A 25,121-nucleotide genomic window follows, 5' to 3' on the forward strand; every position below is an offset into this window, starting at 1 on the left:
TATTGCTCAAAGGCCGGATGGTAGTTGACCGTCATGCTGATAGGTCACTTCTTCGAACATCTCGGGTCGGTCTAGATAATCCAAGGCCCAGTCGATGGTATCTACCCCCCCCCAAAAAAACGCATGACCTTGAATTACTAGAGTTGGCAGACCAAATGCACCATCTACTTTTGCTTTTTCTGTATTGCTAATCAGCTTGGCCTTGATCTCCGGGGCATCCGGTTTTGGAGTGTCAGATGCCAAACCAAGGTATTGGCAAAATTGTGGCCAAGATAAATTGGGATCTTTGCCTTCTACCCAAACATATTCAAATGCACGTTCAACCATTTCCCATTGAGCGTCTTGCTGTGCCAGAAGTCGCTGCGCAGCTGCAGTCAGAAAAGGGTGGTGATCTGGAAACTGAAATGGTAAGCCCAGCTTGTCAGCGCGCCATACGCAGTATTGGTAGGTGTGGGGACGCTTGGCTTCCACTTCACCTGGCCCGCGATTATCGGTTGATCGAAAGAGGCCGCCGAGCAGGATCGGGGCGGGTTTAATATCTACGCGCTTAGCTAGGCGATGGCGCTGCTTGATGTAGAAATATGAAAAAGGAGAGATGATGTCGTAATAAAAAGTCCCAGCAATCGGGCTTGCACTCTTTGGCTCTTGAATCATTTCTTATTCGATTCCTCATCTAACTTGCGTAAGAAGGCCATCTTCTGGGCAATCTGACTCTCTAACCCGCGATCAACTGGCTCATACCAATGTGGCTCTGCCATTCCCTCCGGAAGATAAGACTCTCTGGCAGCATAAGCATGTGGCTCATCATGTGCATAGCGATATTCCTTGCCGTGGCCTAACTCCTTCATGAGTTTGGTTGGGGCATTGCGCAAATGATTGGGTACTGGCTTGCTTTGATCGTTTGCAACATAGGCTCGTGCTGCGTTATATGCCTTATAGCCAGCATTACTTTTGGCGGCAATGGCTAAATACACAACCGCTTGTCCAAGCGCCAACTCACCCTCAGGTGATCCCAGCCGCTCAAAAGTTTGTGCGGCATCATTTGCGAGCTGCATTGCCCTTGGATCAGCAAGACCAATATCTTCCCAGGCCATGCGAATAATTCTTCGGGCGAGATAGCGCGGATCTGCACCACCATCTAGCATTCGGCAAAACCAATACAACGCTGCATCCGGATTAGAGCCACGTACCGATTTATGCAGGGCAGAGATTTGATCATAAAAATGATCTCCGCCTTTATCAAAACGGCGGGCTTGAACAGTTAAAGCGTTTTCAATAAACTGTTGATCAACAGTTGTTACCTTGGAGTTGGGAGTGGTAACTGCATTGCGCACTTGCTCTACTAAATTGAGTAGTCGCCTAGCATCGCCATCTGCATGTGAGATTAGGCTATCAATTGCATCTGCCTCGAAAGCATTCTCAGGCATTGCATACTCACGCGCACGATTAAATAATTGCTTTAACTCTGAAGCGCCTAAGGATTTCAGTACATATACCTGTGCTCGCGAGAGCAGGGCTGAGTTGACCTCAAATGATGGATTTTCGGTAGTGGCACCAATAAAGGTAAATAAGCCAGACTCCACATGCGGCAATAAAGCATCTTGTTGGCTCTTATTAAAGCGATGTATCTCGTCTACAAACAAAATAGTTTGTCTGCCGTATTGAGACATGCTCTGTTGCGCTTGCTCAATAGACTCGCGGATTTCTTTTACGCCTGCAAGTACGGCCGATATCGCGATGAACTCTCTATCAAAAGCCTTTGCAGAAAGTCTTGCTAGGGTGGTCTTACCAACCCCTGGCGGACCCCACAGAATCATTGAGTGAGGCTTGCCTGAAGCAAAGGCTAAATTGAGTGGCTTGCCTGAAGCCAGCAGATGTGTCTGTCCAATAACTTCTTCAATCGTTTTTGGGCGCAAGGCTTCCGCCAATGGAGGCGGAGGCGCTTGATCAAAAAGATTGCCCATAACTGTCGATTTAATTCTGTACAAACAAAATTACTAAAGCTGCCCAAATTAAGCAGCTGGCAGAAACCAATGTAAGTCGATTGCGTAAAGTGATAAAAGCTGCACACGCCTCTTCACTTGAAAAATAGTATTGATAGGTTTCTTTGTCGATATTGCGCTGGATAACCAAAGCTGATGCCAGGATTACCAGGCCAACTGGAATATAAATGTGTAGCGCAAGCCAGGCTACCAATGCTGGTATCACGCCCCAAATCCAGGCATTCCGATCTTCCCAACGACCACCCGGAAGCGCCTTACCTAATGCGTGCAAATTAGCGCCCCAATGTAATGCGCCCATGAACGCAGTAATCACGGCCCCATAACCCGCCAAGGACTCTGCGCTTAAATAATTGAGTGGGGTTGGTGCCAGCTGCACCATTAAAGCGAGACCAATAAATGGGATTAGGCCAGCGTAAGCTAATTTACGGACTAGCGGAGGTAATGGGTTCACAAAAAATTCTTTACTTAAATTGATTGATGGTGAGTTGAATAATTACTGGTCGTAGTTATAGACACCGCGCCCAGTCTTACGACCAAGATACCCTGCGGCAACCATCTCGCGCAGCAGTGGGCAAGGGCGATACTTAGAGTCACTAAAGTTCTCAAAATAGACCTCCATCACCGCAAGGCAGGTATCCAAACCAATTAAGTCAGCTAAGGCAAGGGGGCCAATCGGTTGATTGCAGCCTAACTTCATGCCGGCATCAATATCCTCAGGGCTGGCGAGACCTTCGTGAAGCACGAAGAAGGCCTCGTTAATCATTGGCAGCAAAATGCGATTCACAACAAATCCAGGGGAGCTCTTTACAGTGATCGGCTCTTTGCCAATACGCTTAGCCATTTCAATGATGGCTGCGTGTGTCGCATCGGAAGTTTGCAAGCCGCGAATCACTTCAACCAATGCCATCATGGGTGGCGGATTAAAAAAGTGCATACCAATACAGCGGCCTGGGTTGGAATCTAGGGCGGCAAGCTTGGTAATGGAGAGTGAAGAGGTGTTGGTAGCAATAATAGTTTCTTTGCTGACGATCTCATCAACTTGTTTCAAAATCTTTTCTTTGATGGCTTGATTTTCAGTAGCGGCTTCGATCACCAATTGAAGGCCCTTGAAGTCAGCATATGAAGTGCTGCCTTTGATGCGCTTTAATGCCGCATCTTTTCCGTCGGTAGTCAGCGTTTCTTTTTTGACTAGCCGATCCAGGCTCTTGCTGATCTGGTTCAAACCACGCTCAACCGCTGCATCACTCATATCTACCATCACAACATCTAGCCCAGCAACTGCGAACACTTGCGCGATACCGTTGCCCATCGTACCCGCACCAATAACTCCGACCGATTGAATCTTCATGCTATTTCCTTTTTTGATACTGTGATGAACCAAATAATTGCTCTCTTGCTTTGTCATCATGCAAGGGCTTGCGCAATGCAGTTAATACTTCAACGCCACGCTTTACAGCAGGGCGCTCACCAATCATTTCAAACCAGCGCTTGAAATGCGGATACTCATTGATATCAATACCTTGATTCTTCCAATTGCGCGCCCATGGGAATATGGCAATATCGGCAATGGAGTAACTCTTTCCAGCAATATAGGGATTATCTTTCAGCTGATGATCGATCACTCCATATAAGCGCTTAGCTTCATTAGTGTAGCGATTGATTGCATACTCAATTTTTTCCGGTGCGTAGATCCGAAAATGGTGGTTTTGGCCTAAAAGTGGCCCCACCCCCCCCATTTGGAACATGAGCCATTGCAAGACCTCGTATTTAGCCCGTGTGGATTTGGGCAAAAACTTCCCTGTTTTGGCTGCTAGATAGAGCAGGATTGCGCCAGACTCAAAGAGGTGGATGGGTTTGCCATCCGGGCCGTTGGGATCCGTAATCGCTGGAATCTTGTTATTTGGACTAATTGCTAAGAAGTCGAATTTGAACTGATCGCCGGCTCCAATATCAATTGGATGTGCAATCCAATCTTTACCTAATTTATAGCCACACTCCTCGAGCATGATGTGCACCTTGTGCCCATTTGGGGTTGGCCAGCTATAAACATCAATGATGTCATTATTGGGTTTACTTATTGCCATAATCCTTCCTCTATTACAGGGTTTGTAAACGCTCTAATGCTGCAGAAAGCGTTTTTTCTTCTTTAGCAAAACAAAAACGGATAACGCCTGACTCAACAGGCTTGGAATAAAAAGCAGAAACAGGAATAGCGGCTACGCCAACCTCGGTAGTTAGCCAGGAGCAAAAATCGGCTTCGCTCATCTTGGCTTGGGGAATATTTAACTTGGTGTAATTAACACATTGAAAATAGGTTGCTGGGGAAGGTAATAATTTGAAACCAGTGCGCTCCAGCTCTTTGCTAAAAAAATCCCGCTTAGCTTGGTAAAAAGATGGCAGTGCCAAATAATGATCTGCATTTTTGAGGTATTCCGCCAAACCATATTGCATTGGTGTGTTCACCGTAAATACATTGAACTGATGGACCTTGCGAAACTCTTTCATGATTGCTGCGGGTGCGGCTACATAGCCCACCTTCCAGCCGGTGACATGGTAGGTTTTACCAAAGCTCGTTATTACAAAGCTTCTTGCCGCTAATTCCGTATGGCTCGCAAGGCTGATATGTTTGAACCCGTCAAACACCATGTGCTCATAGACTTCGTCGCTTAAGACCAGCGCGTTAGTGCTTCTGACTAAACTGGCCAAATGATCAAGATCAGATTTCTGCCACACCAGACCGGTTGGATTGTGTGGTGTATTAATGATGACAAGTCGTGTTTTTGAATTGACTGCTTTTGCTAATTCGTCCCAAGGAATCGAATAAGAATTAACGCTTCCTTGCTCATCGCAATTGGCGGTCAAAGATACGGCGACGGTTTTGCCACCAGCTAATTCGATTGATGGGCGATAGCTGTCATAAGCTGGTTCTATAATCACAACTTCATCGCCTGGACTGACGCATGACAAGATTGCCGTGAAGATTCCTTGAGTGCCACCAGCAGTGATAGTGATCTCAGTGTCAGGATCGTAGTCATGACCATATAGCGTAGAAATTTTCTGTGAGATGCCCTGACGTAACTCGGCAACTCCGACCATTTGCGGGTATTGATTGTGATCAGCCAGCATCGCTGTATTGACGAGGGATATAAGCCCCCGATCACATGGAAAGTCTGGAAAGCCTTGACCCAGGTTGATGGCCTGGTGTTTTGCAGCAAGGGTAGACATCACCGTAAATACCGTTGTTTCTACCTCGGGTAGGCGGCTGGGGAATACAGGGGTCAGAGGTGGGTTTTGGTCCATGCAGGCGGTTTAGGGCAAATAAGGTAGGTAGTCGCTAGAATGGTAGAAATTCATATTCAAATTGTGCCATGCTGATCGTACTTTCACCCGCTAAATCTCTAGATTACAAAACCCCCGTCAAGGTCAAAGCCCCGACTCTGCCGGAGTTTGTTTCGGAATCGGCAAAGCTGATAGCTGAGCTAAAGAAGCTTTCGCCCCAAGAAGTCGCCAACCTCATGGGTCTATCTGATCGGTTGGCCGCTCTGAATGTCGGCCGATATCGTGACTGGTCCAAGAAATTTACCGATGACAATAGCAAACCCGCTATTTATGCCTTCAACGGTGATGTCTATGATGGATTTGAAGTAAAGAGCCTCAATACCAAGGCCATTGATTTTGCGCAGGACCATGTTCGCATTCTCTCTGGCTTATATGGCGCATTACGCCCCTTAGATTTAATGCAGGCTTATCGCTTAGAGATGGGGACATCGTTTAAGAATGCCCGAGGAAAAGATTTATACGCATTTTGGGGCGAGCGTGTGACCGATTCCCTGAAGAGCGTCCTAGAGAAACAAAAGAAGCCCGTGCTCCTCAATTTAGCCTCTGAAGAGTATTTCAAGGTTTTGCAAGCAAAGAACTTAGATTGCCCAGTGATTTCTCCGGTGTTTCAGGATGGCAAGGACGGTAAGTACAAAATTATTTCTTTTTATGCCAAGAGGGCTAGGGGATTAATGGCTCGCTACGTTGTCGAAAATCGCATTACTGAACCTGCGGATTTGAAGAACTTTAATTTGGATGGCTACAAATATGTCGCCTCTGAATCAAAACCAGAAAAACCGCTATTTAGACGTCCCGAAAGAAAGTAGGAGAATGCACCATGGCTGTTCATCGCACTAAATCCTCCCAACGCGCTTCACCAGATGTAGAGCGCCTGGTAGCTGACGCTATCTCTTTGGCCGCCTCTGGCAGTCAAATCGAAGATCGTTTTTGGGAAGAGCGTTTAAATGTTCGTTTAATGCGCTTGCTGAAAAGTCAAAATCAGAATGTGATTGATGCTGCATTAGATCAAACCTTCCGTATTAATACCGTAGCTTTTGAAGTGCTAGCAGATTCTGCAGAAACGCTTGCTGAATCACTCACCATAGAGCATGAAGGTCAGAGTTGGGATGTGCTGTTACTGGCTCTACCAATCGTTGCACACACACGCTATCAGATTCCCTCCGGCGCGCTGCCATTGAGTGTCATTGAATCCACTGCCGATGCATTGCATAACTCAATTGCTTCTACAGAAGCTCGTTTAGCAATTGTTCCTTGGCTCTACAGCATTGATCAGATGCCGCATTCACATTGCCAAACTCGCTTGTTGACTGAGGCGCTGGCAACCGCTGCCATCTCTTCAAGCGAAGTTAAGTTGGAGTTGCGTGAGATGTCGGAGACGATTGCAGTGTTAGCTGATCCTCGTTTCATCATCGCAGCTGTTGCTGCGCCATTAGGAACTCCGCTTTTCCGTTGGCAGGCTGAAGCGCCAACGCGACAAGAGCGGGGCGTCAGTTTGATTGGTTGGCAAAACACAATGCAAGAACCCATTGCCTCGCTCTTACCGGGTTGTGAGTTTGAACTTTTGTTGCCAGAAGCCTATTTCACAAACTGCCGCTTGGCGGATAAGCAAGTGCGTCCATTGAGCATTCGTGCTGGCGTCAATTTTCTTGAGAGTACGCTGGGAGTTTTGCCTGCTGGATTGTCATGTGTAGTCGGTGCATTTGGTGAGGAGCAGGCCGATGAGTACCGCATTTCATTTAGCTTGAAAGGCTCATCTGAGGTGGTCTATGGCGTAATCTGGCCGCTCTATGATCGCGAGAGCGTCGCTAATGATGCTCTGAATGATTTATCTGATGATGAAGGTCCTATGAAGCGGATTGCAGATGCGCTTCATAATGCTGGCGTTGAAGATGTCTTTCGTCACGCAATGTTATTTGATCCAGAGCTTTGCGATGATTGCGGAGCGCCACTGTTTCCTGATCGATCGGGGGATGCTGTTCACGCTGAGTTGCCAGATGATGCGCCTACACAGCAGCCTTTATTTCACTAAACCTAATTCATTTATCTGAAAAAGATAGCGATAAAAAAGCCGAGAAATTCTCGGCTTTTAATTTTGATGCGATTGCTTTTAGTTCTGAGTAAAGGGCTCTGAATTAGCAAACAAGTGTGGGGGCTTGCCTGTTTTCATTTCTGCAGTTTGGCAGAAATCAGCAAGACGAGTTCCAGACTTGATGTTAAGCAACATTGCTTTGTTACCCAGCACCACAAGGTCATGCCCACTGCTGCTGTTTTTGTAACGCAAACTTCCTGGTAAGGAATTTTCGCGTTTCAGGTCAAATGTTTTGGATTCCCAAGTAAGGCGAACCAATTCAGTTGTACCTGAAGTTTTGAATTGCTTGCTTTCACTACAGGTCCAAGTGGTAACTTCTTCATTAGCAATAGCGGATGCTGAACCCAAGAGGCCAGCTGTTGCTAGGCTAACGATGAGAAGGGATTTCTTCATGTGTAGCAATCCTTAAGAGAGAAGGTGCTTAACGCCAGCTTGTTCTTCAAGCAATTCGTTGAGGGTATGGTTCATGCGTTCACGTGAGAATTCATCGATCTCCAAACCTTCAACCATTTTGTACTCGCCGTTTTCGCAAACTACTGGATAGCCGTAGATTACTTCGGCAGGAATGCCATATTCACCTTTGGATGGAATGCCCATAGTGACCCACTTGCCATTTGTGCCAAGAACCCAGTCACGAATGTGATCAATTGCTGCATTGGCTGCAGACGCTGCAGAGGAGAGGCCACGCGCTTCAATAATTGCCGCACCACGTTTTCCAACTGTAGGAATAAATGTGTCTTTATTCCATGCTGCATCGTTGATGCTGTCTTTCACAGACTTGCCATCAATGGTTGCAAAGCGATAGTCTGGGTACATTGTTGGGCTGTGGTTACCCCAAACAACCAATTTCTCGATATCAGCAACAGGCTTGTTTAACTTGTTACCCAATTGTGAAAGAGCGCGGTTGTGATCCAAGCGCAACATTGCTGTGAAATTCTTCGCAGGAATATCTGGAGCAGATTTCATAGCAATATAAGCATTGGTGTTTGCTGGGTTACCAACAACCAATACCTTTACAGTCTTCTTGGCAACTGCATTCAATGCTTTGCCTTGCGCAGTGAAAATCTGGGCATTGGCTGAGAGCAAATCTTTGCGCTCCATCCCAGGGCCACGTGGACGTGCGCCAACCAACAAAGCAACGTCGATATCTTTAAATGCCGTCATTGGGTCAGAGTGGGCTGTCATTCCAGCCAACAATGGGAATGCGCAATCTTCTAATTCCATCATTACGCCAGTTAAGGCTTTTTGAGCTTTTTCATCTGGAATTTCAAGTAACTGGAGGATTACCGGCTGATCCTTGCCTAACAAGTCGCCGTTGGCGATGCGAAAGAGGAGGGAATATCCGATTTGACCGGCTGCACCGGTGACTGCGACACGCATTGGGGCTTTTGCCATTACTAATAACTCCAGTTGAGGTTAATTAATTGAAATCTTTTCTATTATCCATTCAAGTGTATGGACTTTCCATTTACACTGTCAATCATGTCTTATATAAGATATGAGATAAGCTTGAATTTTATCCAATAGAAGCTGCCCTGGAGTGAATTTGTCATTGATATCTGAACCCATAGCCTCATTTAGCCCCCTTTATGAGCAAATCAAAGCCATGATTTTGGCGAGTTTGCAGACCTCCGAATGGTTGCCTGGTGATGCTATCCCCAGTGAAATGGAGCTTGCAGCCCGATATGCAGTAAGTCAGGGGACGGTGCGCAAGGCGATTGATGAGTTAGCCGCCCAAAATCTACTGGTGAGACGTCAAGGCAAGGGTACTTTTGTAGCAACCCATCAAGAAGAGGACTTTCAATACCGTTTTTTACGGTTAGAGCCTGATTCTGGCGATAAGTTACATCTCAAAAACCAGTTTTTAGCCTGTGAAAACAAACAATCTGATGCCTATATCGCAAAGTTGCTTAAATTAAAGGCAGGTGACCCTGTAATTAGAATCGATCGTGTTCAAAGCTCTGCAGGGCGCCCGATCGTTTTTGAGGAGATTTGGCTGCCTGAAGGTCGCTTTAAGGGTCTGACACTCGATGCCTTGAATGCATGGCCTGGCCCAATGTACGCCTTCTATGAGAGTGAGTACGCCACTCATATGGTGCGGGCAGAAGAAAAGATAAAAGCTGTGGTGGCGAATTCAGAGCTTTCCAAGCACCTAGAAGTTCCAGAAGGAGCAGCCTTGCTTTCGGTTGAGCGTGTGGCTTTTACCTACGGGAATAAACCAGTAGAAATTCGTCACGCAAGGTATGACACTTCGGATCAGCACTACGACAATAAATTGAACTAGGTAGTACACTCAAAATCAGTAAAAACCACTATTTAACCCCTTTAAACGCTAAAAAGTCCCCACCACCTTCAAGGTTTCCAATAGAATATGTTGCAACACAACAAAACCACACCAAACCTCCACCGAAAGATTGAGATTACCCATGGTTGATGCGCAGCAAAACGTAAAAAAAGATAGACCGGTTTATCGAAATATTGGTCTTGCCCAGTTGATTAAATACCGCCTTCCTTGGGCTGGAAAAGTGTCAATTCTTCATCGTATTAGTGGAGCGGCATTGTTTTTGATGTTGCCATTCCTACTCTATCTCTTAGATCAAAGTTTGGCTTCTGAGATGAGTTACCAAAAGTTCCAAGCCATTACAGGTCATGATCTTGTAAAGATCATTCTGCTTGGATTAATTTGGTCTTTCTTGCACCATTTCTGCGCCGGTATTCGCTATCTCTTGTTGGATTTAGAGATTGGTGTTGAAAAGGTTGATGCCAACCGCTCAGCGATCTTTGTATTTTTCTTAGGTCTTGCTTTGACTGCGGTTGTTGGTCTCAAACTGTTTGGCTTGTACTAAGCACTTCTTTATTAAGGAAATCTAATGCCTATTTATCAAATTGGACCTAAGCGCTTAGTTGTTGGTGCGCATTACGGCCTTAAAGAGTGGATTATTCAACGTGTAACCGCCATCGTGATGGTCGTCTTCACAGTCGTTTTAGTGGTTGACTACTGCATCACTGGTAGTGCAACTTATGAAGGCTGGGCTGCATTGTTTAGCAATCAGTTCATGAAGCTCTTGACGCTTTTATTCTTCATCAGCTTGTTCTATCACGCTTGGATTGGTATCCGCGATATTTGGATGGATTACATCAAGCCAGTCAGCATTCGTTTAACACTGCAAGTGTTAACTGTTTTGTATCTCGTAGCCTGTGCGGCCTATGCCGTTCAAATTTTGTGGAAAGTGTAATTCATGACTGCGATTAAAAAAGCATTGCCACGCCGCCGTTTCGACGCGGTAATTATTGGTGCAGGCGGTTCAGGTATGCGCGCTTCTTTGCAATTGGCGGAAGCTGGCTTGAACGTTGCGGTATTAACCAAAGTTTTCCCAACTCGCTCACATACGGTTGCCGCACAGGGCGGTATCGGTGCATCACTGGGCAATATGAGTGAAGACAATTGGCACTATCACTTCTACGACACCATCAAAGGCTCCGACTGGTTAGGTGACCAAGACGTGATCGAATTTATGTGTCGCGAAGCTCCTAAAGTTGTTTATGAGTTAGAGCATTTTGGTATGCCTTTTGACCGTAACCCAGATGGCACGATTTATCAGCGTCCATTTGGTGGTCATACAGCTAATTACGGTGAGAAGGCCGTGCAACGTGCTTGCGCAGCTGCTGACCGAACTGGTCATGCAATGTTGCACACTTTGTATCAGCGTAACGTACGTGCAAAAACAAATTTCTTCGTAGAGTGGTTAGCACTTGATCTCATTCGTGATGACGCAGGTGATGTTGTTGGCGTCACTGCACTCGAAATGGAAACAGGCCAGGTTTATATCTTGGAAACTAAAGTAGTCATGATGGCTACTGGTGGTGCAGGCCGCATTTGGGATGCATCTACAAACGCATTTATTAATACCGGTGACGGTATGGGTCTCGCAGCTCGTGCAGGCATTCCATTGGAAGATATGGAGTTCTGGCAATTCCACCCAACTGGCGTAGCTGGTGCAGGTGTGTTGTTGACTGAGGGCTGTCGTGGTGAAGGCGGCATCTTGCGTAACAAGGATGGCGAGCGTTTTATGGAACGTTATGCTCCAACCTATAAAGATTTAGCGCCGCGCGATTTCGTTTCTCGTTGCATGGATCAGGAAATCAAAGAAGGGCGCGGTTGTGGCCCTAACGGTGATTATGTGGTTCTCGACTTGACGCACATTGGCGCCGAGACAATCATGAAGCGCTTGCCTTCTGTCTACGAAATTGGTATTAACTTTGCGAACGTGGACGTTACCAAGCAACCGATTCCTGTTGTGCCAACCATCCACTACCAGATGGGCGGTATTCCTACCAATATCAATGGTCAAGTGGTTGTGCCTGCTAACGGCAAGCATAACGACATCGTTAATGGCTTGTATGCAATTGGTGAGTGCTCTTGCGTATCCGTTCACGGTGCTAACCGTTTGGGCACCAACTCATTGCTCGACTTGTTAGTATTCGGTCGCGCAGCAGGTAATCACATTGTTGCGATGGATCTCAAGAATCGCGAATTCAAACCATTGCCTGCAAATGCTGGTGAACAAACAATGGCGCGCATTGCTGCGCTTGATAATTCAACATCTGGTGAGTATGCGCAAGACGTTGCGAACGATATTCGCAAAACCATGCAGAAATATGCTGGCGTATTCCGTAACCAAGAGTTGATGGATGAAGGTGTTCGTCAAATGGCCAAGCTCACTGAGCGCGCTAAGCATTTGTGGCTCAAAGATAAGTCAGAGATTTTCAATACAGCACGTATCGAAGCTTTAGAAGTCGCTAACTTAATTGAAGCGGCAAACGCAACCATGATCTCAGCTGCGGCGCGTACTGAAAGTCGTGGTGCGCACTCGCATGATGATCATCAAGAGCGTGATGATGGCAATTGGATGAAGCACACGCTTTGGTATAGCGAAGGCAATCGCTTGGATTACAAGCCAGTTGTCCTCAAGCCATTGACGGTTGAGTCTTTCCCTCCTAAAGAACGTACTTTCTAAGCGAAGAGAAATTAAAATGAGTGATATTCGTATATTTGAAATTTACCGCTACGATCCAGATGTCGACGCAGCCCCACGCATGGAGCGTTACGAGCTCGAATTAACTGGTGAGCGCATGTTGTTGGATGCCCTGATTTCTCTTAAGAAGCAGGACGAATCGATTTCTTATCGTCGTTCATGCCGCGAAGGTGTTTGTGGCTCCGATGCTATGAACATTAACGGTAAGAATGGTTTGGCTTGCTTAACTAATATGTTGACCTTACCTAAGGTGATCACATTGCGCCCATTACCTGGTTTGCCAGTTGTGCGCGACTTGATCGTCGATATGACTTTGTTCTTCAAGCAATACCTGTCTATCAAGCCCTACTTGGTAAATGACAATCCATTTCCCGAGAAAGAGCGTCTCCAGAGTCCTGAGGAGCGTGAAGAGTTGAATGGTTTGTATGAGTGCATCTTGTGTGCATCATGCTCAACCTCATGCCCATCTTTCTGGTGGAATCCAGATAAGTTCGTTGGTCCAGCTGGTCTGTTGCAGGCTTATCGCTTTATTGCTGATAGCCGCGACGAAGATACTGCACAGCGTTTGGATAACTTGGAAGACCCATACCGTTTGTTCCGTTGCCACACCATCATGAATTGTGTGGACGTTTGTCCAAAGCATTTGAATCCAACCAAGGCAATTGGAAAGATCAAAGAATTGATGGTACGTAGGGCGGTATGACCCTTACAAATGCAGAGATATATCGCTTAAAGAGTGATGCCCGTAGAGGCTTGCTTGAAAACGATTTAATTCTGCAGCGTTTTTTTGAGCGTTACGGCGCCCAACTGAATGCAGAAGATGGAAAAGTATTAACTCAGTTGCTGGCTCTAGAAGATAACGACTTGATGGACTTATTAATCGGTCGCAAGGATTCAGTACCAGCACTTGATAAAGAATCACAGGAAGCCCCATTTAGGGCGGTGTTACAAAAGCTGAGACAGAAGTAATTCAGCTTTTTGGTGCAATAGCAGTGCGAACGCATGATCAAATAGTGTATTAATCATCAATTTGAATGACTAAGGATTAGAAATGATTGAATCGGACATCAAGGCAAAATTATCGTTTTCGGACGGGACACCAGATATCGAATTGCCAATTTACAAAGGCACGATTGGTCCTGACGTAATTGATATTCGTAAGCTTTACGGTCAAACCGGTAAATTCACCTACGATTCAGGCTTTCTGTCTACAGCCTCATGTAATAGCAAAATCACTTACATCGATGGCGATAAAGGTGAGTTGCTCTACCGCGGTTACCCAATTGAAGATCTTGCCCATAACTGCGACTTCTTAGAAGTTTGCTACCTATTGCTGAATGGCGACTTGCCAAACGCTAAACAGAAAAAAGATTTCGAAGAGTTGGTCATGCACCACACGATGGTTCATGAGCAAATGCAATTCTTCTTGCGCGGCTTCCGTCGTGATGCTCACCCGATGTCTGTATTAACTGGCTTGGTTGGTGCAATGGCTGCTTTCTACCATGATGAGATTGATTACAGCGAGCCGCATGCTCGCGAAGTTGCTCAGATTCGTTTGATAGCGAAGATGCCAACTTTGGTTGCGATGGCCTATAAGTATTCTGTTGGTCAACCATTCATCTACCCTGACAATTCTTTGTCATACACAGCCAACTTCATGCGCATGATGTTCGCAACACCTTGCGAAGACTACAAAGTTAATCCAGTATTGGTACGTGCTCTAGATCGCATCTTTACATTGCATGCTGATCATGAGCAAAACGCATCCACATCAACGGTGCGCTTGTGCGGATCTTCTGGTACCAATCCATTCGCTGCTATCTCTGCTGGTATTGCCTGTTTATGGGGTCCAGCTCACGGTGGCGCTAACGAAGCTTGCTTGCAGATGCTCAATGAAATCCAAGAAAATGGTGGCGTAGATAAGATTCACGAATTTATCGCCCAAGTCAAAGACAAGAACTCTAGTGTTCGTTTGATGGGTTTTGGTCATCGTGTGTACAAGAACTTTGATCCACGTGCAAAACTCATGCGTGAAACATGCCATGAAGTCTTGAAGGAAATGGGCCTCGAGAATGATCCATTGTTCAAGTTGGCTATGACACTTGAGAAGATTGCATTGGAAGACGATTACTTCGTTAACCGCAAGCTCTATCCAAACGTCGATTTCTATTCCGGAATTGTTCAGCGCGCATTGGGTGTTCCAACAGAAATGTTTACCTGTATTTTTGCTTTAGCAAGAACGGTAGGTTGGATTGCTCAGTGGGAAGAAATGATCACTGATCCTGAGTACAAGATTGGTCGTCCACGTCAGTTATATGTTGGAGAAACTTCACGTAAGGTTCCCAACATTTCTGTACGTAAATAAAAGTTTTAGAGGGTTTACATGTCACGTACGCTTTACGACAAATTGTGGGATGACCATGTCGTCTATTCTGAACAAGACGGCACGGCCACGATTTATATAGATCGTCAATTACTGCACGAGGTGACAAGTCCTCAAGCTTTTGAAGGACTAAATTTAGCTGGCCGTCCAGTGTGGCGAATTTCTGCCAATCTGGCGGTTTCAGATCACAATGTTCCAACGACAGATCGCTCCGAAGGAATCACGGATCCGATTTCTAAATTACAAGTAGATACACTGGATCAAAATTGTGATGCCTTTGGCATTACTCAATACAAAATGAACGATCTCCGCCAGGGAATTGTTCACGTTATTGGGCCGGAGCAGGGCGCTACCTTGCCTGGTATGACCGTGGTCTGCGGTGATTCACATACGAGTACTCACGGTGCTTTTGGCGCGCTGGCATTTGGCATTGGTACTTCAGAAGTGGAGCATGTATTGGCCACCCAAACCTTGCTCATGAAAAAAAGTAAGAACATGCTGGTCAAAGTCGATGGACGCCTTCAGCCAGGTTCCACTGCAAAAGATATTGTGCTTGCCGTCATTGGCAAGATTGGTACTGCGGGCGGAACCGGTTACACGATTGAGTTTGCAGGTGAAGCGATTCGCAATTTGTCCATGGAAGGTCGCATGACCCTCTGCAATATGGCAATTGAGGCAGGTGCTCGCGCCGGACTTGTGGCTGTTGATGAAACTACTATCGAATATATTCAAGGTAGACCTTACGCACCTAAGGGCGAGGCTATGCGCCATGCTTTGCAATACTGGCGCACCTTGCATTCGGATGTGGATGCCAAGTTTGATGCGGTTGTGGAGGTGCGTGCTGAAGAGATTGCCCCACAAGTAACTTGGGGCACATCACCTGAAATGGTTTTATCTATTAGCGATCGCGTTCCTGATCCCGAAAAAGAGCGTGATGCGAATAAACGTTCCGCAATGGAGCGTGCCCTCGAGTACATGGGGCTAGTTCCCAATACGCCATTAAGCAATATTTCAATTGATAAAGTATTCATAGGATCTTGCACTAACAGCCGCATTGAAGATATTCGTGCTGCTGCTAAGGTGGTTGATCGCCTCGGTAAGAAGGTTGCCGCCAACGTCAAATTAGCAATGGTGGTTCCTGGCTCTGGCTTGGTAAAAGCTCAGGCAGAACGTGAAGGTTTGGATCGCGTCTTTAAGGCTGCCGGCTTTGAGTGGCGCGAACCTGGTTGCTCCATGTGTTTGGCAATGAATGCTGATCGACTTGAGTCGGGTGAGCGCTGTGCATCAACCTCTAACCGGAATTTTGAAGGCCGCCAAGGCAACGGCGGAAGAACGCATTTAGTAAGCCCAGCAATGGCAGCCGCTGCTGCGATTGAAGGTCACTTTGTTGATGTTCGTAAGATTTCTTAAGGAACTACAGTGTTTAAATACTCTTCTTTCTCAATGATTAAAAAATTAACAATCGTTGCTGTTATCGGCATCATTCTCTCAGCCTGCGCCAATACTATGGAAGGTGTTGGAAAAGATCTGCAGACCATGGGTAATTCAATGGGCGGTAGCGGCAACAGCAATAACAACCAATCCCAAACTAAGGGGAAAGATGTTGTTGTAACCCCCGTTAAGTAAGTATTAGAAATTCAGCAGAAGATCATTATGGAAAAATTTACGGTATACAAAGGATTGGTTGCTCCGCTTAATCGCGAGAACGTGGATACCGACGCCATCATTCCTAAGCAATTCTTAAAATCCATTAAGAAAACAGGTTTTGGGCAAAATTTGTTTGATGAGTGGCGCTATTTAGACCATGGCGAGCCTGGTCAGGATTGCAGTAACCGCCCAATGAACCCAGATTTTGTTTTAAATCAGCCACGCTATAAAGATGCCGGTATTTTGCTGGCTCGTAAGAACTTTGGCTGCGGCAGTTCCCGTGAGCACGCCCCTTGGGCTTTGGATCAATATGGCTTTAGAGCTGTTATTACGCCTAGCTTTGCGGACATCTTTTACAACAATTGCTTTAAAAATGGTCTTCTACCTATTGTTCTTTCAGAGATACAGCTTGACCATTTATTCAATGAAACCCTCGCTTTTAGTGGCTATCAGCTCACTATTGACCTGGAAGCCCAGCAAGTCATTACCCCTGACGGGACCGCCTATAGCTTTGATGTGGCCCCATTCAGAAAGCATTGCCTGCTGAACGGCTTAGACGATATTGGCTTAACCCTGCAACATGCAGATAAAATCAAGGCTTACGAAGCTGAGCGCATCCTCAAGATGCCTTGGCTTGCGACACAACTGCCGTAGTTTTATAGAGTTAAAGGTCTTTCATGAAAATTGCAGTCCTACCGGGCGATGGTATCGGCCCGGAAATCGTTGCTGAAGCCGTTAAGGTACTAAACGCGCTCGGCCTTATATTTGACCTTGAGTTTGCCACAGTTGGCGGTGCCGCTTACGATGTTGCAGGCCATCCATTGCCACCCGCAACATTAGAGCTTGCTAAAAAATCCGATGCCATTTTGTTCGGCGCTGTAGGTGACTGGAAATATGACACCTTGGCTCGTGAACTCCGGCCTGAACAGGCTATCTTGGGTTTACGCAAACATTTGGAATTGTTTGCCAATTTCAGACCTGCAATTTGTTATGACGAATTAACTGCTGCTTCTAGCCTGAAGCCTGAAATCGTTAGCGGCTTAGATATCTTAATTATTCGTGAGCTCAATGGCGATATCTACTTTGGTCAGCCACGCGGTATTCGTACTTCTGAGCTCCCGTTGTTTAAGGGCGCACGTGAAGGCTACGACATGATGCATTACAGCGAGCCAGAGGTAGAGCGCATTGGCCGTGTTGCTTTTGAAGCTGCACGTAAGCGCGGTAAAAAAGTATGTAGCGTGGATAAAGCTAACGTTCTTGAGACATCGCAACTGTGGCGTGATGTCATGATTCGTGTGGGAAAAGAATATCAGGACGTTGAGTTATCGCATATGTATGTTGATAACGCAGCGATGCAATTAGTAAAGGCACCTAAAGCATTTGATGTTGTAGTCACTGGCAACTTGTTCGGAGATATTCTCTCTGATGAAGCGTCTATGTTGACTGGATCCATTGGTATGTTGCCATCAGCATCATTAGATAAAAACAATAAAGGTTTGTACGAGCCAAGCCATGGGTCTGCGCCGGATATTGCTGGCAAAGGTATCGCCAATCCATTGGCAACCATTCTTTCTGCTGCCATGATGTTGCGTTATTCATTGGGCATGCCGTCAGAAGCCGATCGCATTGAGGCGGCAGTGCAAAAGGTCTTATCGCAAGGCTTGCGTACTGCTGACATCTATACCGAAGGCACGAAAAAAGTTTCTACTGTTGAAATGGGCGATGCTGTAGTTGCCGTTCTTTCAAAATAACGCATCACCTTACTTAAATACACTCAATAGATCATTCATCATGGCAAATACAAAAACTCCATTGGTAGGCTTAGTTGGCTGGCGCGGTATGGTTGGTAGCGTTCTCATGGGGAGAATGCTCGCTGAGAGGGATTTTGATCTTATTGAACCTGTATTTTTTAGCACTAGTCAGGCTGGCGGTGAAGTACCGCGCTTGAATGGCCAGAAAGTTACCAAGAGTGAAAATACTTTGCTTGATGCGAATGACATCAAAGCACTCTCGCGTTGCGACATTATTTTGACTTGCCAGGGTGGTGACTACACCAATGAGATTTTCCCTAAACTTCGCGCTGCTGGATGGCAAGGTCATTGGATTGATGCGGCTAGTGCATTGCGCATGAAGGAAGATGCTGTTTTAGTTTTGGATCCGGTAAATCGTCCAGTGATTGATAAGGCATTGGCTGCTGGTGGAAAAAACTGGGTTGGTAGTAACTGTACAGTTAGCTTAATGATGATGGCTATGGGTGGCTTAGTTAAGGCTGACATGGTTGAGTGGATTAGCGCTATGACTTATCAGGCAGCTTCTGGTGCTGGTGCACAGAATATGCGCGAACTTCTATTGCAAATGGGTGCATTACGTGACAGCGTTGCCATAGAGTTAGCCGATCCATCTTCTTGGATCTTAGATATCGATCGAAAAATTACCGAGACGTTGCGTTCACCAGATTTTCCTAAGAAAAACTTCCGCAATACACCTTTAGCTGGTAGCTTGATTCCTTGGATTGATGTTCCTGTTGAGAATGGTCAGACTAAAGAGGAGTGGAAGGGCGGTGCTGAATTTAATAAGATCTTAGGTCGACCTGCATTTAGAACTACTGGAAGTATTCCAATTGATGGCTTGTGCGTTCGTGTTGGCGCGATGCGTTGCCACTCTCAGGGCCTAACAGTCAAACTCAAAAAAGATATTCCGTTAAATGAAATCGAAACTATTTTGGCTAACGATAATCAGTGGGTTAAGGTTATTCCAAATGATCGTGAGACCACTGAGCGCGAATTGTCTCCAGCTGCAATTAGCGGCACCTTGTCTGTACCTATTGGCCGTCTCCATAAGATGGCGATGGGCCCTGAATACCTTGGTGCCTTTACTGTTGGTGATCAACTCTTGTGGGGCGCTGCAGAGCCATTGCGCCGTATGCTCCGCATCTTGCTTGAGCACTAATGTTCAGATTTAGCCAAATTCAGTTTGCAAGAGCGCTTTGCTTAGTTTGGCTAAGTTGGTCGTGTGCGGTAGGGGCCATTTCTCTTGGTTCTCCAAAGCTACTTTCCGGACCTGGTGAGCCGCTCAAGGTAGAGTTTCCGATTCGAGTTGGCGTGGATGAACAATCCGCACTCTCGAGTTTGAATGTTGCGATTTCGAACAAGACGGCCTACGATCGTTTAGGGATCTCACAAAAGATACTTGCCCTGAATCCTCAAGCGATGATTTATCGTAACCAACAAGAGCGGTTGATGGTCTTGTTGGAGACAGTTGAGTCGGTACCAATGACAGATGATCCATTTTTGGATGTCTTGGTAACTCTGAATTGGTCTGCGGGCAGTGTTACCAAAACCTATACATTGCTATTGGGCGATGTTCAGAAAATTCTAGTCAGACCCGGTCAAACCTTATCAGAAATTGCGGCGCAATTAGCACCGCAAATGCAGGGTGCCACATTGGATCAAACCATGATGGCTTTGTTTAAAGCTAATCCAGATGCATTTGCTAGTGGCGGCATCAATCGTCTCGAGGCCGGCGCTGAACTTAATCAACCCAATCAGGCTTTATTGCGCTCTATTAGTCCCGCAGAGGCTCAGCAATTTTTAGCCGAGTCTAATGCTCAGTGGTTAGCTATTCAAGATGCAAGGGGTGGGGCGCAGGGTAGTACCATTTTAAAAAATGGTACGGATACTCCTGCAAAAGATCGACTCAAAATTGGATCAAGTGCTGAAGGTGGCTCTGAAGAGCTCCGCTACACAGAAGATTTGGTTGCGCAAGAAAAAGTGCTGGAGCAGACGCGGGTGCGTGTCGCCGAACTTGAAAAGAATATTGCTGATTTACAGCGATTGATTGACCAGGCTAAGGGTAAGTCGGCCTCATCCACAAACAATGATGGCTCTTTTGATTTGGGCGGATTTGCGCCGGCGATCTTTGCGCTGGTATTAATGGGTCTTACGGGTCTACTGTTGTGGTTGTTGGCCAAAAATGCCCGTCGTTCTGAAGTGCCCAATTTTTCAGGTGAAATACCTAAAGTTACCTCAATTACCAAGGAGCATCATCCGGCTCATAGTGCAATGCCTGATCGTGCAAAAGCATTATTCACAGGAATTGATCTGGATTTAACGCCTATTAAGAAATCTACTCAGCCTCCAGTTGCTGAGGTCAATCCACTTGCTGATGCCCTTCGTGTCAAGCTCAATCTAGCCCGAGCCTACATCACCATAGAAGATTTTTCAGCTGCCAAGAAGTCACTTCAAGAAATCGTCCATATTGGCAGTTCAATTGATCCTGAAATAACGATAGAGGCTCAGGGTTTATTGGCTGAGCTGTCACGCCGTAATTCTTAAGCGGCACTATGCGCATCGCACTAGGCCTCCAATATGATGGCAGCCCTTATTCAGGATGGCAGTCACAAGTTAATCAGAATACGATTCAAGATGAACTAGAAAAAGCAATTTCAGCTTTTGTTGGTATTGATGCGCTGAAATCCAATCCCATTCGCGTAATCACCGCCGGCAGGACAGATACGGGAGTTCATGCTCTAGGCCAGGTTGTTCACTTTGATGTTGAAGTTGAGCGAGAAAACTGGTCGTGGGTCAGGGGAGTGAATGCCTTCTTGCCTGAGTCGATTGTGGTCAATTGGGCTCAAGCTGTCTCTGAAGAATTTAGCGCTCGATATTCGGCGCATGAGCGTACCTATATCTATGCATTACATGCCGGCCCATGCCGCTCTCCAATGGCGGCAGATCGTGCGGGCTATGTCATGCTTCCAGCAGATCGTTGGTTTGATGTTGAATCTATGAGAGAAGCTGCCGAATGTTTAATTGGTGAACATGATTTCACCTCATTTCGATCTTCAGAGTGTCAAAGTAAGACTCCAGTAAAAACAATGTATTCCATTGAGATTTTCTCGAATGAACCCTGGCTGTATTTCAAGATCAAAGGTAATGCCTTCTTGCATCACATGGTGCGCAATCTAGTCGGCAGCTTTATTCAAATCGGCGTTGGCAAGCAAAAAGCGGAATGGATGGCAGAAGTCTTGGCTGCCAAAGATCGTAGCATTGCTGCACCTACGTTTTCGCCGGCAGGGCTTTATTTGGCTAAAATAGCCTATCCAGACGAGTTTCACATCCCAAAACCCTGGCTTTCAAATTCTTGGTTGCCTCCTTTTTTGACTTTGGATCAAGTCTAGAGTCGTATTAACTCCGTCTATTAGCCCCTAGGGCAATGGCATGAATAGTTTTTTTTGAGATGATCACCATCTGCAAATTAATGGGTGTCTCATGTTCAAGTCCAAATCCAATCAAACGCTAGGTAAATCCGTTGAGAGTTTTGAAACAATTATTGGTTCCAGTTTAAGGGTCGACGGCAACTTATTGCTACGTAGTAGCGTTCGAATTGACGGTCTTGTGAATGGAAATATTCTGCAGGAAGATGGTTACGAAACAACTGTTGCTATTGCAAAGGGTGCAACTGTAACTGGGGATATTCGAGCTAAGCATGTAATTGTTTCTGGGAATCTCCAAGGCAATATTTTTTCTTCCGACCGTGTTGAATTGCTTGATACCGCCTTTGTTAGCGGTGATATAACTTACGGCACTCTGGGTATGCAGGTAGGCGCCAGGCTTGAAGGCAAGCTTAGACAAGCTGATAGTGAGTCGCCTTCACAAACTGCAGATGTACTGATTGCTCAGGCAATGCAAAAAATTTAATACCGCTTAATTCAAATGCAAATTTTTTGGGTCTCAGGTGCTGTTGGCAAGATACACCGTGTTAATTTAACACTAAAACATCTGTTGTTTGGTGCTTGTGGATTTGCTTTATCGTTAATTTTATTAGGCGTTTTTCTGCAATACATGGGTTTTCAGATGGCAATTGAATACAACCCTCAGCTTGCCCGTAAGCTTGGAAATGTTCATACTGCAGTTGAGCTTGAAAACCTCAATACCTTTTATCGTCAAAAGTTAATAGAGATAGAAAAACAAGTTTCTATCTACCAGCTTAAGATTAACGACTTGCAAATTAGCAATCAAAAGTTATCAGTACTTGCTACACCGCCGGTAATCCAAAAGGACAGACCTAAAGCACATTCAGTTGGTGGCCCATTTATCAGCCCAACTCGTTCTGAGAAAACCCCCAGCCTCATGAATGCACTTCAAGATTCTCTGCAGGACATGAGGCGAAATAACGAGCACTTAAATAAATTATCCGAGCATTGGGTAAGTTATGTTTCTTGGCTTGAGGCCTCACCAACAGGTATGCCACTACAGGACCGCATTTCAATTTCTAGCGGCTATGGAAAAAGGCTGGACCCTTTCAAAAATACTTGGAGTGAGCATTTAGGTGTTGATTTTCAGGCGCCTCCTGGAACTCCGATCGTGTCCGCCGGCATTGGCAGGGTATCAAAAGCATTGCGTGACCCGGTCTATGGAAACTTGCTCGTGATAGACCACCGGGATGGTATTCAAACTAGGTATGCCCATGCCAGCGAACTTCTGGCGGCGGAAGGGCAAGAAGTTCGGAGGGGTCAAATGGTTGCTCGTGTTGGTTCAACTGGAAGAGCTACGGGTCCGCACCTTCACTACGAGGTGCTAAAGGATGGCAGGTTAATTGATCCATCCCAGATCCTGATAGGTCAGTTCATCAGCCAATAGGGCGCAGAATCTCCATACCCCTTATTATTAGGGCTTATGGGCTTACTTACCAACTCTCCTGGCCGTACCAGGGTCAAAATCTGCGGTCTCAAGACACCTGCAGATGTGGATGCTGCGGTTGCCGCCGGGGTGGATGCCGTTGGCTTCGTCTTCTATGCACCGAGCCCAAGGTCTGTTACCCCCAATATTGCCGCCGCATTAATTTCCAGGCTACCAGCAGGGGTTGATGCCGTTGGCTTGGTTGTTAATGCCACAGATGCTGAATTTGAGGCTATCAGGGCGGCCGCCTCCATTACCTTATGGCAGTTTCATGGGGATGAGTCCCCTGAGGACTGTGAGCGCCTGGCTGCAGGGCGGCCATGGATGAAGGCTGCACGCGTTGGGGCAGGCTTCGCATTTGATGATTTTTCCCTACAATATAGGCTAGCAAACGCCTTTTTGCTCGACGCTCTCGTTGAGGGATACGGTGGAGGGGGCGCTCCTTTTGATTGGTCAGGAATTCCACAAGCATGGATAATCGCAAACGCGCCTCGGGTCGTTTTGAGTGGTGGATTGAACGTTCACAACGTGGGCGAAGCGATTGCTCGCCTGCATCCTTGCGCGGTTGACGTCTCTAGCGGCGTTGAAATTAGCAAGGGTGTAAAAGATCACGCCTTGATGAAGCAGTTTATTGAGGCAGTGCGAGCCGCAGATGCAAGCACATCATCCTAATTATTTGCTGCAACTAATCAAAAGAGGTATTTATGTACGATAAGCCAGATGCACGAGGACACTTCGGTCCTTACGGTGGCGTATTTGTTTCTGAGACACTCATGTTCGCTTTGGATGAACTCAAAGCGGCTTATGCAAAATACCAATACGATCCAGAATTCTTAGAAGAGTTTCATTACGAGCTCAAGCATTTTGTAGGTCGCCCATCGCCGGTCTATCACGCCAAGCGTTGGAGTGAGATGCTGGGTGGTGCGCAAATCTATCTCAAGCGCGAAGATTTAAATCACACCGGCGCACATAAAATTAATAACGTCATTGGTCAAGCGATGCTGGCTAAGCGTATGGGTAAACCACGCATCATTGCTGAAACGGGAGCAGGGCAGCATGGTGTTGCTACTGCAACTATTTGCGCACGCTTTGGCTTGGATTGCACCGTGTATCAAGGGTCTGTTGACGTAGCGCGTCAAGCTCAAAACGTATTTCGTATGAAATTGCTTGGTGCAAAAGTAGTACCTGTTGAATCAGGAACAAAAACCCTCAAAGATGCGCTCAATGAGGCAATGCGAGATTGGGTTACCAACGTGGAAGACACTTTCTACATCATTGGCACTGTTGCAGGTCCTCACCCATATCCGATGATGGTCCGAGATTTTCAGAGTGTGATCGGTGAAGAGTGCAAAGTGCAGATGCCTGAAATGACTGGGCGTCAGCCTGACTTTGTCATGGCATGTGTTGGTGGCGGCTCTAATGCAATGGGTATTTTCTATCCCTACATCGATTACCCAGAGGTGAAATTGGTTGGTGTTGAAGCGGCAGGCCATGGCCTAAATAGCGGCCTTCACTCCGCTGCACTTTGCGTTGGTAAGCCAGGCGTATTGCATGGTAACCGCACTTATCTATTACAAGATGAGAATGGTCAGATCTCTGAAACACATTCTGTTTCTGCTGGTATGGACTATCCCGGCGTTGGACCTGAGCATGCTTGGTTAAAAGATTCAGGTCGCGCTGATTATGTTGCAGTAACTGACGAAGAGGCTCTGAAGGCTTTCCATGATTGCTGTCGCATTGAGGGCATCATTCCTGCTTTAGAGTCTTCACATGCTATTGCATATGCTTGCAAATTGGCGCCAACACTCTCTAAAGATAAAACAATCTTGGTGAATCTGTCTGGCCGTGGTGATAAAGATATGCATACCGTTGCACAAGCTACTGGCTCCGAAGGTTAATTCGAAGTCACTCACGAACTCACATAAAAATAATAATTACGAATTG

General features: G+C 46.2%; 28 protein-coding genes. 20 read left to right on the forward strand and 8 right to left on the reverse strand.

Going from position 1 to position 25,121, the window contains the following annotated elements; translation table 11 throughout:
- Positions 1-6: 6 nt before the first annotated feature.
- Genes ACIQZ3_RS00090 through ACIQZ3_RS00115 form a run of 6 tightly spaced genes read right to left on the reverse strand, consistent with a single transcriptional unit; the run spans position 7 to position 5,303 of the window.
- Positions 7-654, reverse strand: coding sequence for a 2-hydroxychromene-2-carboxylate isomerase (locus ACIQZ3_RS00090; protein WP_397389562.1), 648 nt, complete (start codon positions 652-654; stop codon positions 7-9).
- Positions 651-1,964 carry a replication-associated recombination protein A gene (locus ACIQZ3_RS00095; RefSeq protein ID WP_397389563.1) on the reverse strand — a complete coding sequence of 438 codons (1,314 nt, stop codon included), beginning with the start codon at positions 1,962-1,964 and terminating at the stop codon, positions 651-653. The genes ACIQZ3_RS00090 and ACIQZ3_RS00095 overlap by 4 nt, the downstream gene beginning before the upstream one ends.
- Positions 1,965-1,974: 10 nt before the next feature.
- Positions 1,975-2,454 carry a DUF3429 domain-containing protein gene (locus ACIQZ3_RS00100; protein WP_397389564.1) on the reverse strand — a complete coding sequence of 160 codons (480 nt, stop codon included), beginning with the start codon at positions 2,452-2,454 and terminating at the stop codon, positions 1,975-1,977.
- A 42-nt stretch (positions 2,455-2,496) separates the two neighbouring features.
- Positions 2,497-3,351, reverse strand: a complete 855-nt coding sequence (locus ACIQZ3_RS00105; protein WP_397389565.1) for a 3-hydroxybutyryl-CoA dehydrogenase — start codon at positions 3,349-3,351, stop codon at positions 2,497-2,499.
- Position 3,352: 1 nt separating this feature from the next.
- Positions 3,353-4,060, reverse strand: a complete 708-nt coding sequence (locus tag ACIQZ3_RS00110) for a glutathione binding-like protein (RefSeq protein ID WP_397389705.1) — start codon at positions 4,058-4,060, stop codon at positions 3,353-3,355.
- 40 nt (positions 4,061-4,100) lie between these two features.
- Positions 4,101-5,303, reverse strand: coding sequence for a methionine aminotransferase (locus tag ACIQZ3_RS00115; protein WP_397389566.1), 1,203 nt, complete (start codon positions 5,301-5,303; stop codon positions 4,101-4,103).
- Positions 5,304-5,371: 68 nt separating this feature from the next.
- Here ACIQZ3_RS00115 and yaaA point away from each other — a divergent pair, with 68 nt between their 5' ends.
- The gene (yaaA, locus tag ACIQZ3_RS00120) at positions 5,372-6,148 is read left to right on the forward strand and encodes a peroxide stress protein YaaA (RefSeq protein ID WP_397389567.1); all 777 of its coding nucleotides are present in this window, start codon (positions 5,372-5,374) and stop codon (positions 6,146-6,148) included.
- An 11-nt stretch (positions 6,149-6,159) separates the two neighbouring features.
- A complete protein-coding gene (locus tag ACIQZ3_RS00125) occupies positions 6,160-7,371 on the forward strand; it encodes a DUF2863 family protein (protein WP_397389568.1) in 1,212 nt (403 codons plus the stop codon).
- A gap of 78 nt (positions 7,372-7,449) precedes the next feature.
- Here the strand turns inward: ACIQZ3_RS00125 and ACIQZ3_RS00130 are convergent, their stop codons facing one another.
- Both ACIQZ3_RS00130 and ACIQZ3_RS00135 read right to left on the reverse strand, forming a co-directional pair.
- Positions 7,450-7,824 (reverse strand): hypothetical protein, encoded by a 375-nt coding sequence (locus ACIQZ3_RS00130; protein ID WP_397389569.1) that lies wholly within the window; start codon positions 7,822-7,824, stop codon positions 7,450-7,452.
- Positions 7,825-7,836: 12 nt separating this feature from the next.
- Positions 7,837-8,826 carry a malate dehydrogenase gene (locus ACIQZ3_RS00135; protein ID WP_397389570.1) on the reverse strand — a complete coding sequence of 330 codons (990 nt, stop codon included), beginning with the start codon at positions 8,824-8,826 and terminating at the stop codon, positions 7,837-7,839.
- 145 nt (positions 8,827-8,971) lie between these two features.
- On the opposite strand from ACIQZ3_RS00135, the gene ACIQZ3_RS00140 reads away from it, so the two are divergent.
- From ACIQZ3_RS00140 to trpB, 18 genes are all read left to right on the forward strand, one after another.
- Positions 8,972-9,715: a GntR family transcriptional regulator gene (locus ACIQZ3_RS00140; protein ID WP_397389571.1), complete on the forward strand. Its 744-nt coding sequence runs from the start codon at positions 8,972-8,974 to the stop codon at positions 9,713-9,715.
- 142 nt (positions 9,716-9,857) lie between these two features.
- Positions 9,858-10,277 carry a succinate dehydrogenase, cytochrome b556 subunit gene (sdhC, locus tag ACIQZ3_RS00145; RefSeq protein WP_397389572.1) on the forward strand — a complete coding sequence of 140 codons (420 nt, stop codon included), beginning with the start codon at positions 9,858-9,860 and terminating at the stop codon, positions 10,275-10,277.
- 24 nt (positions 10,278-10,301) lie between these two features.
- Entirely contained in the window at positions 10,302-10,667 is a 366-nt protein-coding gene (sdhD, locus tag ACIQZ3_RS00150; RefSeq protein WP_397389573.1) for a succinate dehydrogenase, hydrophobic membrane anchor protein, read from the forward strand.
- A gap of 3 nt (positions 10,668-10,670) precedes the next feature.
- A complete protein-coding gene (sdhA, locus tag ACIQZ3_RS00155; RefSeq protein ID WP_397389574.1) occupies positions 10,671-12,449 on the forward strand; it encodes a succinate dehydrogenase flavoprotein subunit in 1,779 nt (592 codons plus the stop codon).
- A gap of 16 nt (positions 12,450-12,465) precedes the next feature.
- The gene (locus ACIQZ3_RS00160; RefSeq protein ID WP_216269319.1) at positions 12,466-13,170 is read left to right on the forward strand and encodes a succinate dehydrogenase iron-sulfur subunit; all 705 of its coding nucleotides are present in this window, start codon (positions 12,466-12,468) and stop codon (positions 13,168-13,170) included.
- Positions 13,167-13,436, forward strand: coding sequence for a succinate dehydrogenase assembly factor 2 (locus ACIQZ3_RS00165; protein WP_397389575.1), 270 nt, complete (start codon positions 13,167-13,169; stop codon positions 13,434-13,436). The genes ACIQZ3_RS00160 and ACIQZ3_RS00165 overlap by 4 nt, the downstream gene beginning before the upstream one ends.
- An 82-nt stretch (positions 13,437-13,518) precedes the next feature.
- The gene (gene gltA / locus ACIQZ3_RS00170; RefSeq protein WP_397389576.1) at positions 13,519-14,832 is read left to right on the forward strand and encodes a citrate synthase; all 1,314 of its coding nucleotides are present in this window, start codon (positions 13,519-13,521) and stop codon (positions 14,830-14,832) included.
- Positions 14,833-14,850: 18 nt separating this feature from the next.
- A complete protein-coding gene (leuC, locus tag ACIQZ3_RS00175) occupies positions 14,851-16,260 on the forward strand; it encodes a 3-isopropylmalate dehydratase large subunit (RefSeq protein WP_397389577.1) in 1,410 nt (469 codons plus the stop codon).
- Positions 16,261-16,269: 9 nt separating this feature from the next.
- A complete protein-coding gene (locus tag ACIQZ3_RS00180) occupies positions 16,270-16,476 on the forward strand; it encodes a hypothetical protein (RefSeq protein ID WP_397389578.1) in 207 nt (68 codons plus the stop codon).
- Between the two features lie 27 nt (positions 16,477-16,503).
- Positions 16,504-17,151: a 3-isopropylmalate dehydratase small subunit gene (gene leuD / locus ACIQZ3_RS00185; RefSeq protein WP_397389579.1), complete on the forward strand. Its 648-nt coding sequence runs from the start codon at positions 16,504-16,506 to the stop codon at positions 17,149-17,151.
- Positions 17,152-17,174: 23 nt separating this feature from the next.
- Positions 17,175-18,248 (forward strand): 3-isopropylmalate dehydrogenase, encoded by a 1,074-nt coding sequence (gene leuB, locus ACIQZ3_RS00190; RefSeq protein WP_397389580.1) that lies wholly within the window; start codon positions 17,175-17,177, stop codon positions 18,246-18,248.
- Positions 18,249-18,288: 40 nt separating this feature from the next.
- Positions 18,289-19,446 (forward strand): aspartate-semialdehyde dehydrogenase, encoded by a 1,158-nt coding sequence (gene asd, locus ACIQZ3_RS00195; RefSeq protein ID WP_397389581.1) that lies wholly within the window; start codon positions 18,289-18,291, stop codon positions 19,444-19,446.
- Positions 19,446-20,831 carry a FimV family protein gene (locus tag ACIQZ3_RS00200; RefSeq protein WP_397389582.1) on the forward strand — a complete coding sequence of 462 codons (1,386 nt, stop codon included), beginning with the start codon at positions 19,446-19,448 and terminating at the stop codon, positions 20,829-20,831. Before asd ends, ACIQZ3_RS00200 begins: the two co-directional genes overlap by 1 nt.
- An 8-nt stretch (positions 20,832-20,839) precedes the next feature.
- Positions 20,840-21,676: a tRNA pseudouridine(38-40) synthase TruA gene (truA, locus tag ACIQZ3_RS00205; protein WP_397389583.1), complete on the forward strand. Its 837-nt coding sequence runs from the start codon at positions 20,840-20,842 to the stop codon at positions 21,674-21,676.
- 91 nt (positions 21,677-21,767) lie between these two features.
- On the forward strand, positions 21,768-22,196 hold the full coding sequence (locus ACIQZ3_RS00210) for a polymer-forming cytoskeletal protein (RefSeq protein ID WP_397389584.1): 429 nt from the start codon (positions 21,768-21,770) through the stop codon (positions 22,194-22,196).
- A gap of 15 nt (positions 22,197-22,211) precedes the next feature.
- A complete protein-coding gene (locus ACIQZ3_RS00215) occupies positions 22,212-23,138 on the forward strand; it encodes a M23 family metallopeptidase (protein WP_397389585.1) in 927 nt (308 codons plus the stop codon).
- Between the two features lie 36 nt (positions 23,139-23,174).
- Positions 23,175-23,849, forward strand: coding sequence for a phosphoribosylanthranilate isomerase (locus ACIQZ3_RS00220; RefSeq protein WP_397389586.1), 675 nt, complete (start codon positions 23,175-23,177; stop codon positions 23,847-23,849).
- A gap of 32 nt (positions 23,850-23,881) precedes the next feature.
- Positions 23,882-25,075, forward strand: a complete 1,194-nt coding sequence (gene trpB, locus ACIQZ3_RS00225) for a tryptophan synthase subunit beta (RefSeq protein WP_397389587.1) — start codon at positions 23,882-23,884, stop codon at positions 25,073-25,075.
- Positions 25,076-25,121 lie beyond the last annotated feature (46 nt).

This window comes from Polynucleobacter sp. (assembly GCF_044342855.1).
Lineage (GTDB): Bacteria > Pseudomonadota > Gammaproteobacteria > Burkholderiales > Burkholderiaceae > Polynucleobacter.

Coding starts and splice junctions, on each gene's coding strand:
- ACIQZ3_RS00220 (WP_397389586.1), top strand. CDS start 23,175: ATGGGCTTACTTACCAACTCTCCTGGCCGTACCAGGGTCAAAATCTGC.
- sdhC (WP_397389572.1), top strand. CDS start 9,858: ATGGTTGATGCGCAGCAAAACGTAAAAAAAGATAGACCGGTTTATCGA.
- ACIQZ3_RS00215 (WP_397389585.1), top strand. CDS start 22,212: ATGCAAATTTTTTGGGTCTCAGGTGCTGTTGGCAAGATACACCGTGTT.
- ACIQZ3_RS00115 (WP_397389566.1), bottom strand. CDS start 5,303: ATGGACCAAAACCCACCTCTGACCCCTGTATTCCCCAGCCGCCTACCC.
- ACIQZ3_RS00105 (WP_397389565.1), bottom strand. CDS start 3,351: ATGAAGATTCAATCGGTCGGAGTTATTGGTGCGGGTACGATGGGCAAC.
- sdhD (WP_397389573.1), top strand. CDS start 10,302: ATGCCTATTTATCAAATTGGACCTAAGCGCTTAGTTGTTGGTGCGCAT.
- ACIQZ3_RS00135 (WP_397389570.1), bottom strand. CDS start 8,826: ATGGCAAAAGCCCCAATGCGTGTCGCAGTCACCGGTGCAGCCGGTCAA.
- ACIQZ3_RS00130 (WP_397389569.1), bottom strand. CDS start 7,824: ATGAAGAAATCCCTTCTCATCGTTAGCCTAGCAACAGCTGGCCTCTTG.
- sdhA (WP_397389574.1), top strand. CDS start 10,671: ATGACTGCGATTAAAAAAGCATTGCCACGCCGCCGTTTCGACGCGGTA.
- truA (WP_397389583.1), top strand. CDS start 20,840: ATGCGCATCGCACTAGGCCTCCAATATGATGGCAGCCCTTATTCAGGA.
- leuD (WP_397389579.1), top strand. CDS start 16,504: ATGGAAAAATTTACGGTATACAAAGGATTGGTTGCTCCGCTTAATCGC.
- ACIQZ3_RS00200 (WP_397389582.1), top strand. CDS start 19,446: ATGTTCAGATTTAGCCAAATTCAGTTTGCAAGAGCGCTTTGCTTAGTT.
- leuC (WP_397389577.1), top strand. CDS start 14,851: ATGTCACGTACGCTTTACGACAAATTGTGGGATGACCATGTCGTCTAT.
- ACIQZ3_RS00125 (WP_397389568.1), top strand. CDS start 6,160: ATGGCTGTTCATCGCACTAAATCCTCCCAACGCGCTTCACCAGATGTA.
- gltA (WP_397389576.1), top strand. CDS start 13,519: ATGATTGAATCGGACATCAAGGCAAAATTATCGTTTTCGGACGGGACA.
- leuB (WP_397389580.1), top strand. CDS start 17,175: ATGAAAATTGCAGTCCTACCGGGCGATGGTATCGGCCCGGAAATCGTT.
- ACIQZ3_RS00090 (WP_397389562.1), bottom strand. CDS start 654: ATGATTCAAGAGCCAAAGAGTGCAAGCCCGATTGCTGGGACTTTTTAT.
- trpB (WP_397389587.1), top strand. CDS start 23,882: ATGTACGATAAGCCAGATGCACGAGGACACTTCGGTCCTTACGGTGGC.
- ACIQZ3_RS00160 (WP_216269319.1), top strand. CDS start 12,466: ATGAGTGATATTCGTATATTTGAAATTTACCGCTACGATCCAGATGTC.
- ACIQZ3_RS00095 (WP_397389563.1), bottom strand. CDS start 1,964: ATGGGCAATCTTTTTGATCAAGCGCCTCCGCCTCCATTGGCGGAAGCC.
- asd (WP_397389581.1), top strand. CDS start 18,289: ATGGCAAATACAAAAACTCCATTGGTAGGCTTAGTTGGCTGGCGCGGT.
- ACIQZ3_RS00165 (WP_397389575.1), top strand. CDS start 13,167: ATGACCCTTACAAATGCAGAGATATATCGCTTAAAGAGTGATGCCCGT.
- ACIQZ3_RS00210 (WP_397389584.1), top strand. CDS start 21,768: ATGTTCAAGTCCAAATCCAATCAAACGCTAGGTAAATCCGTTGAGAGT.
- yaaA (WP_397389567.1), top strand. CDS start 5,372: ATGCTGATCGTACTTTCACCCGCTAAATCTCTAGATTACAAAACCCCC.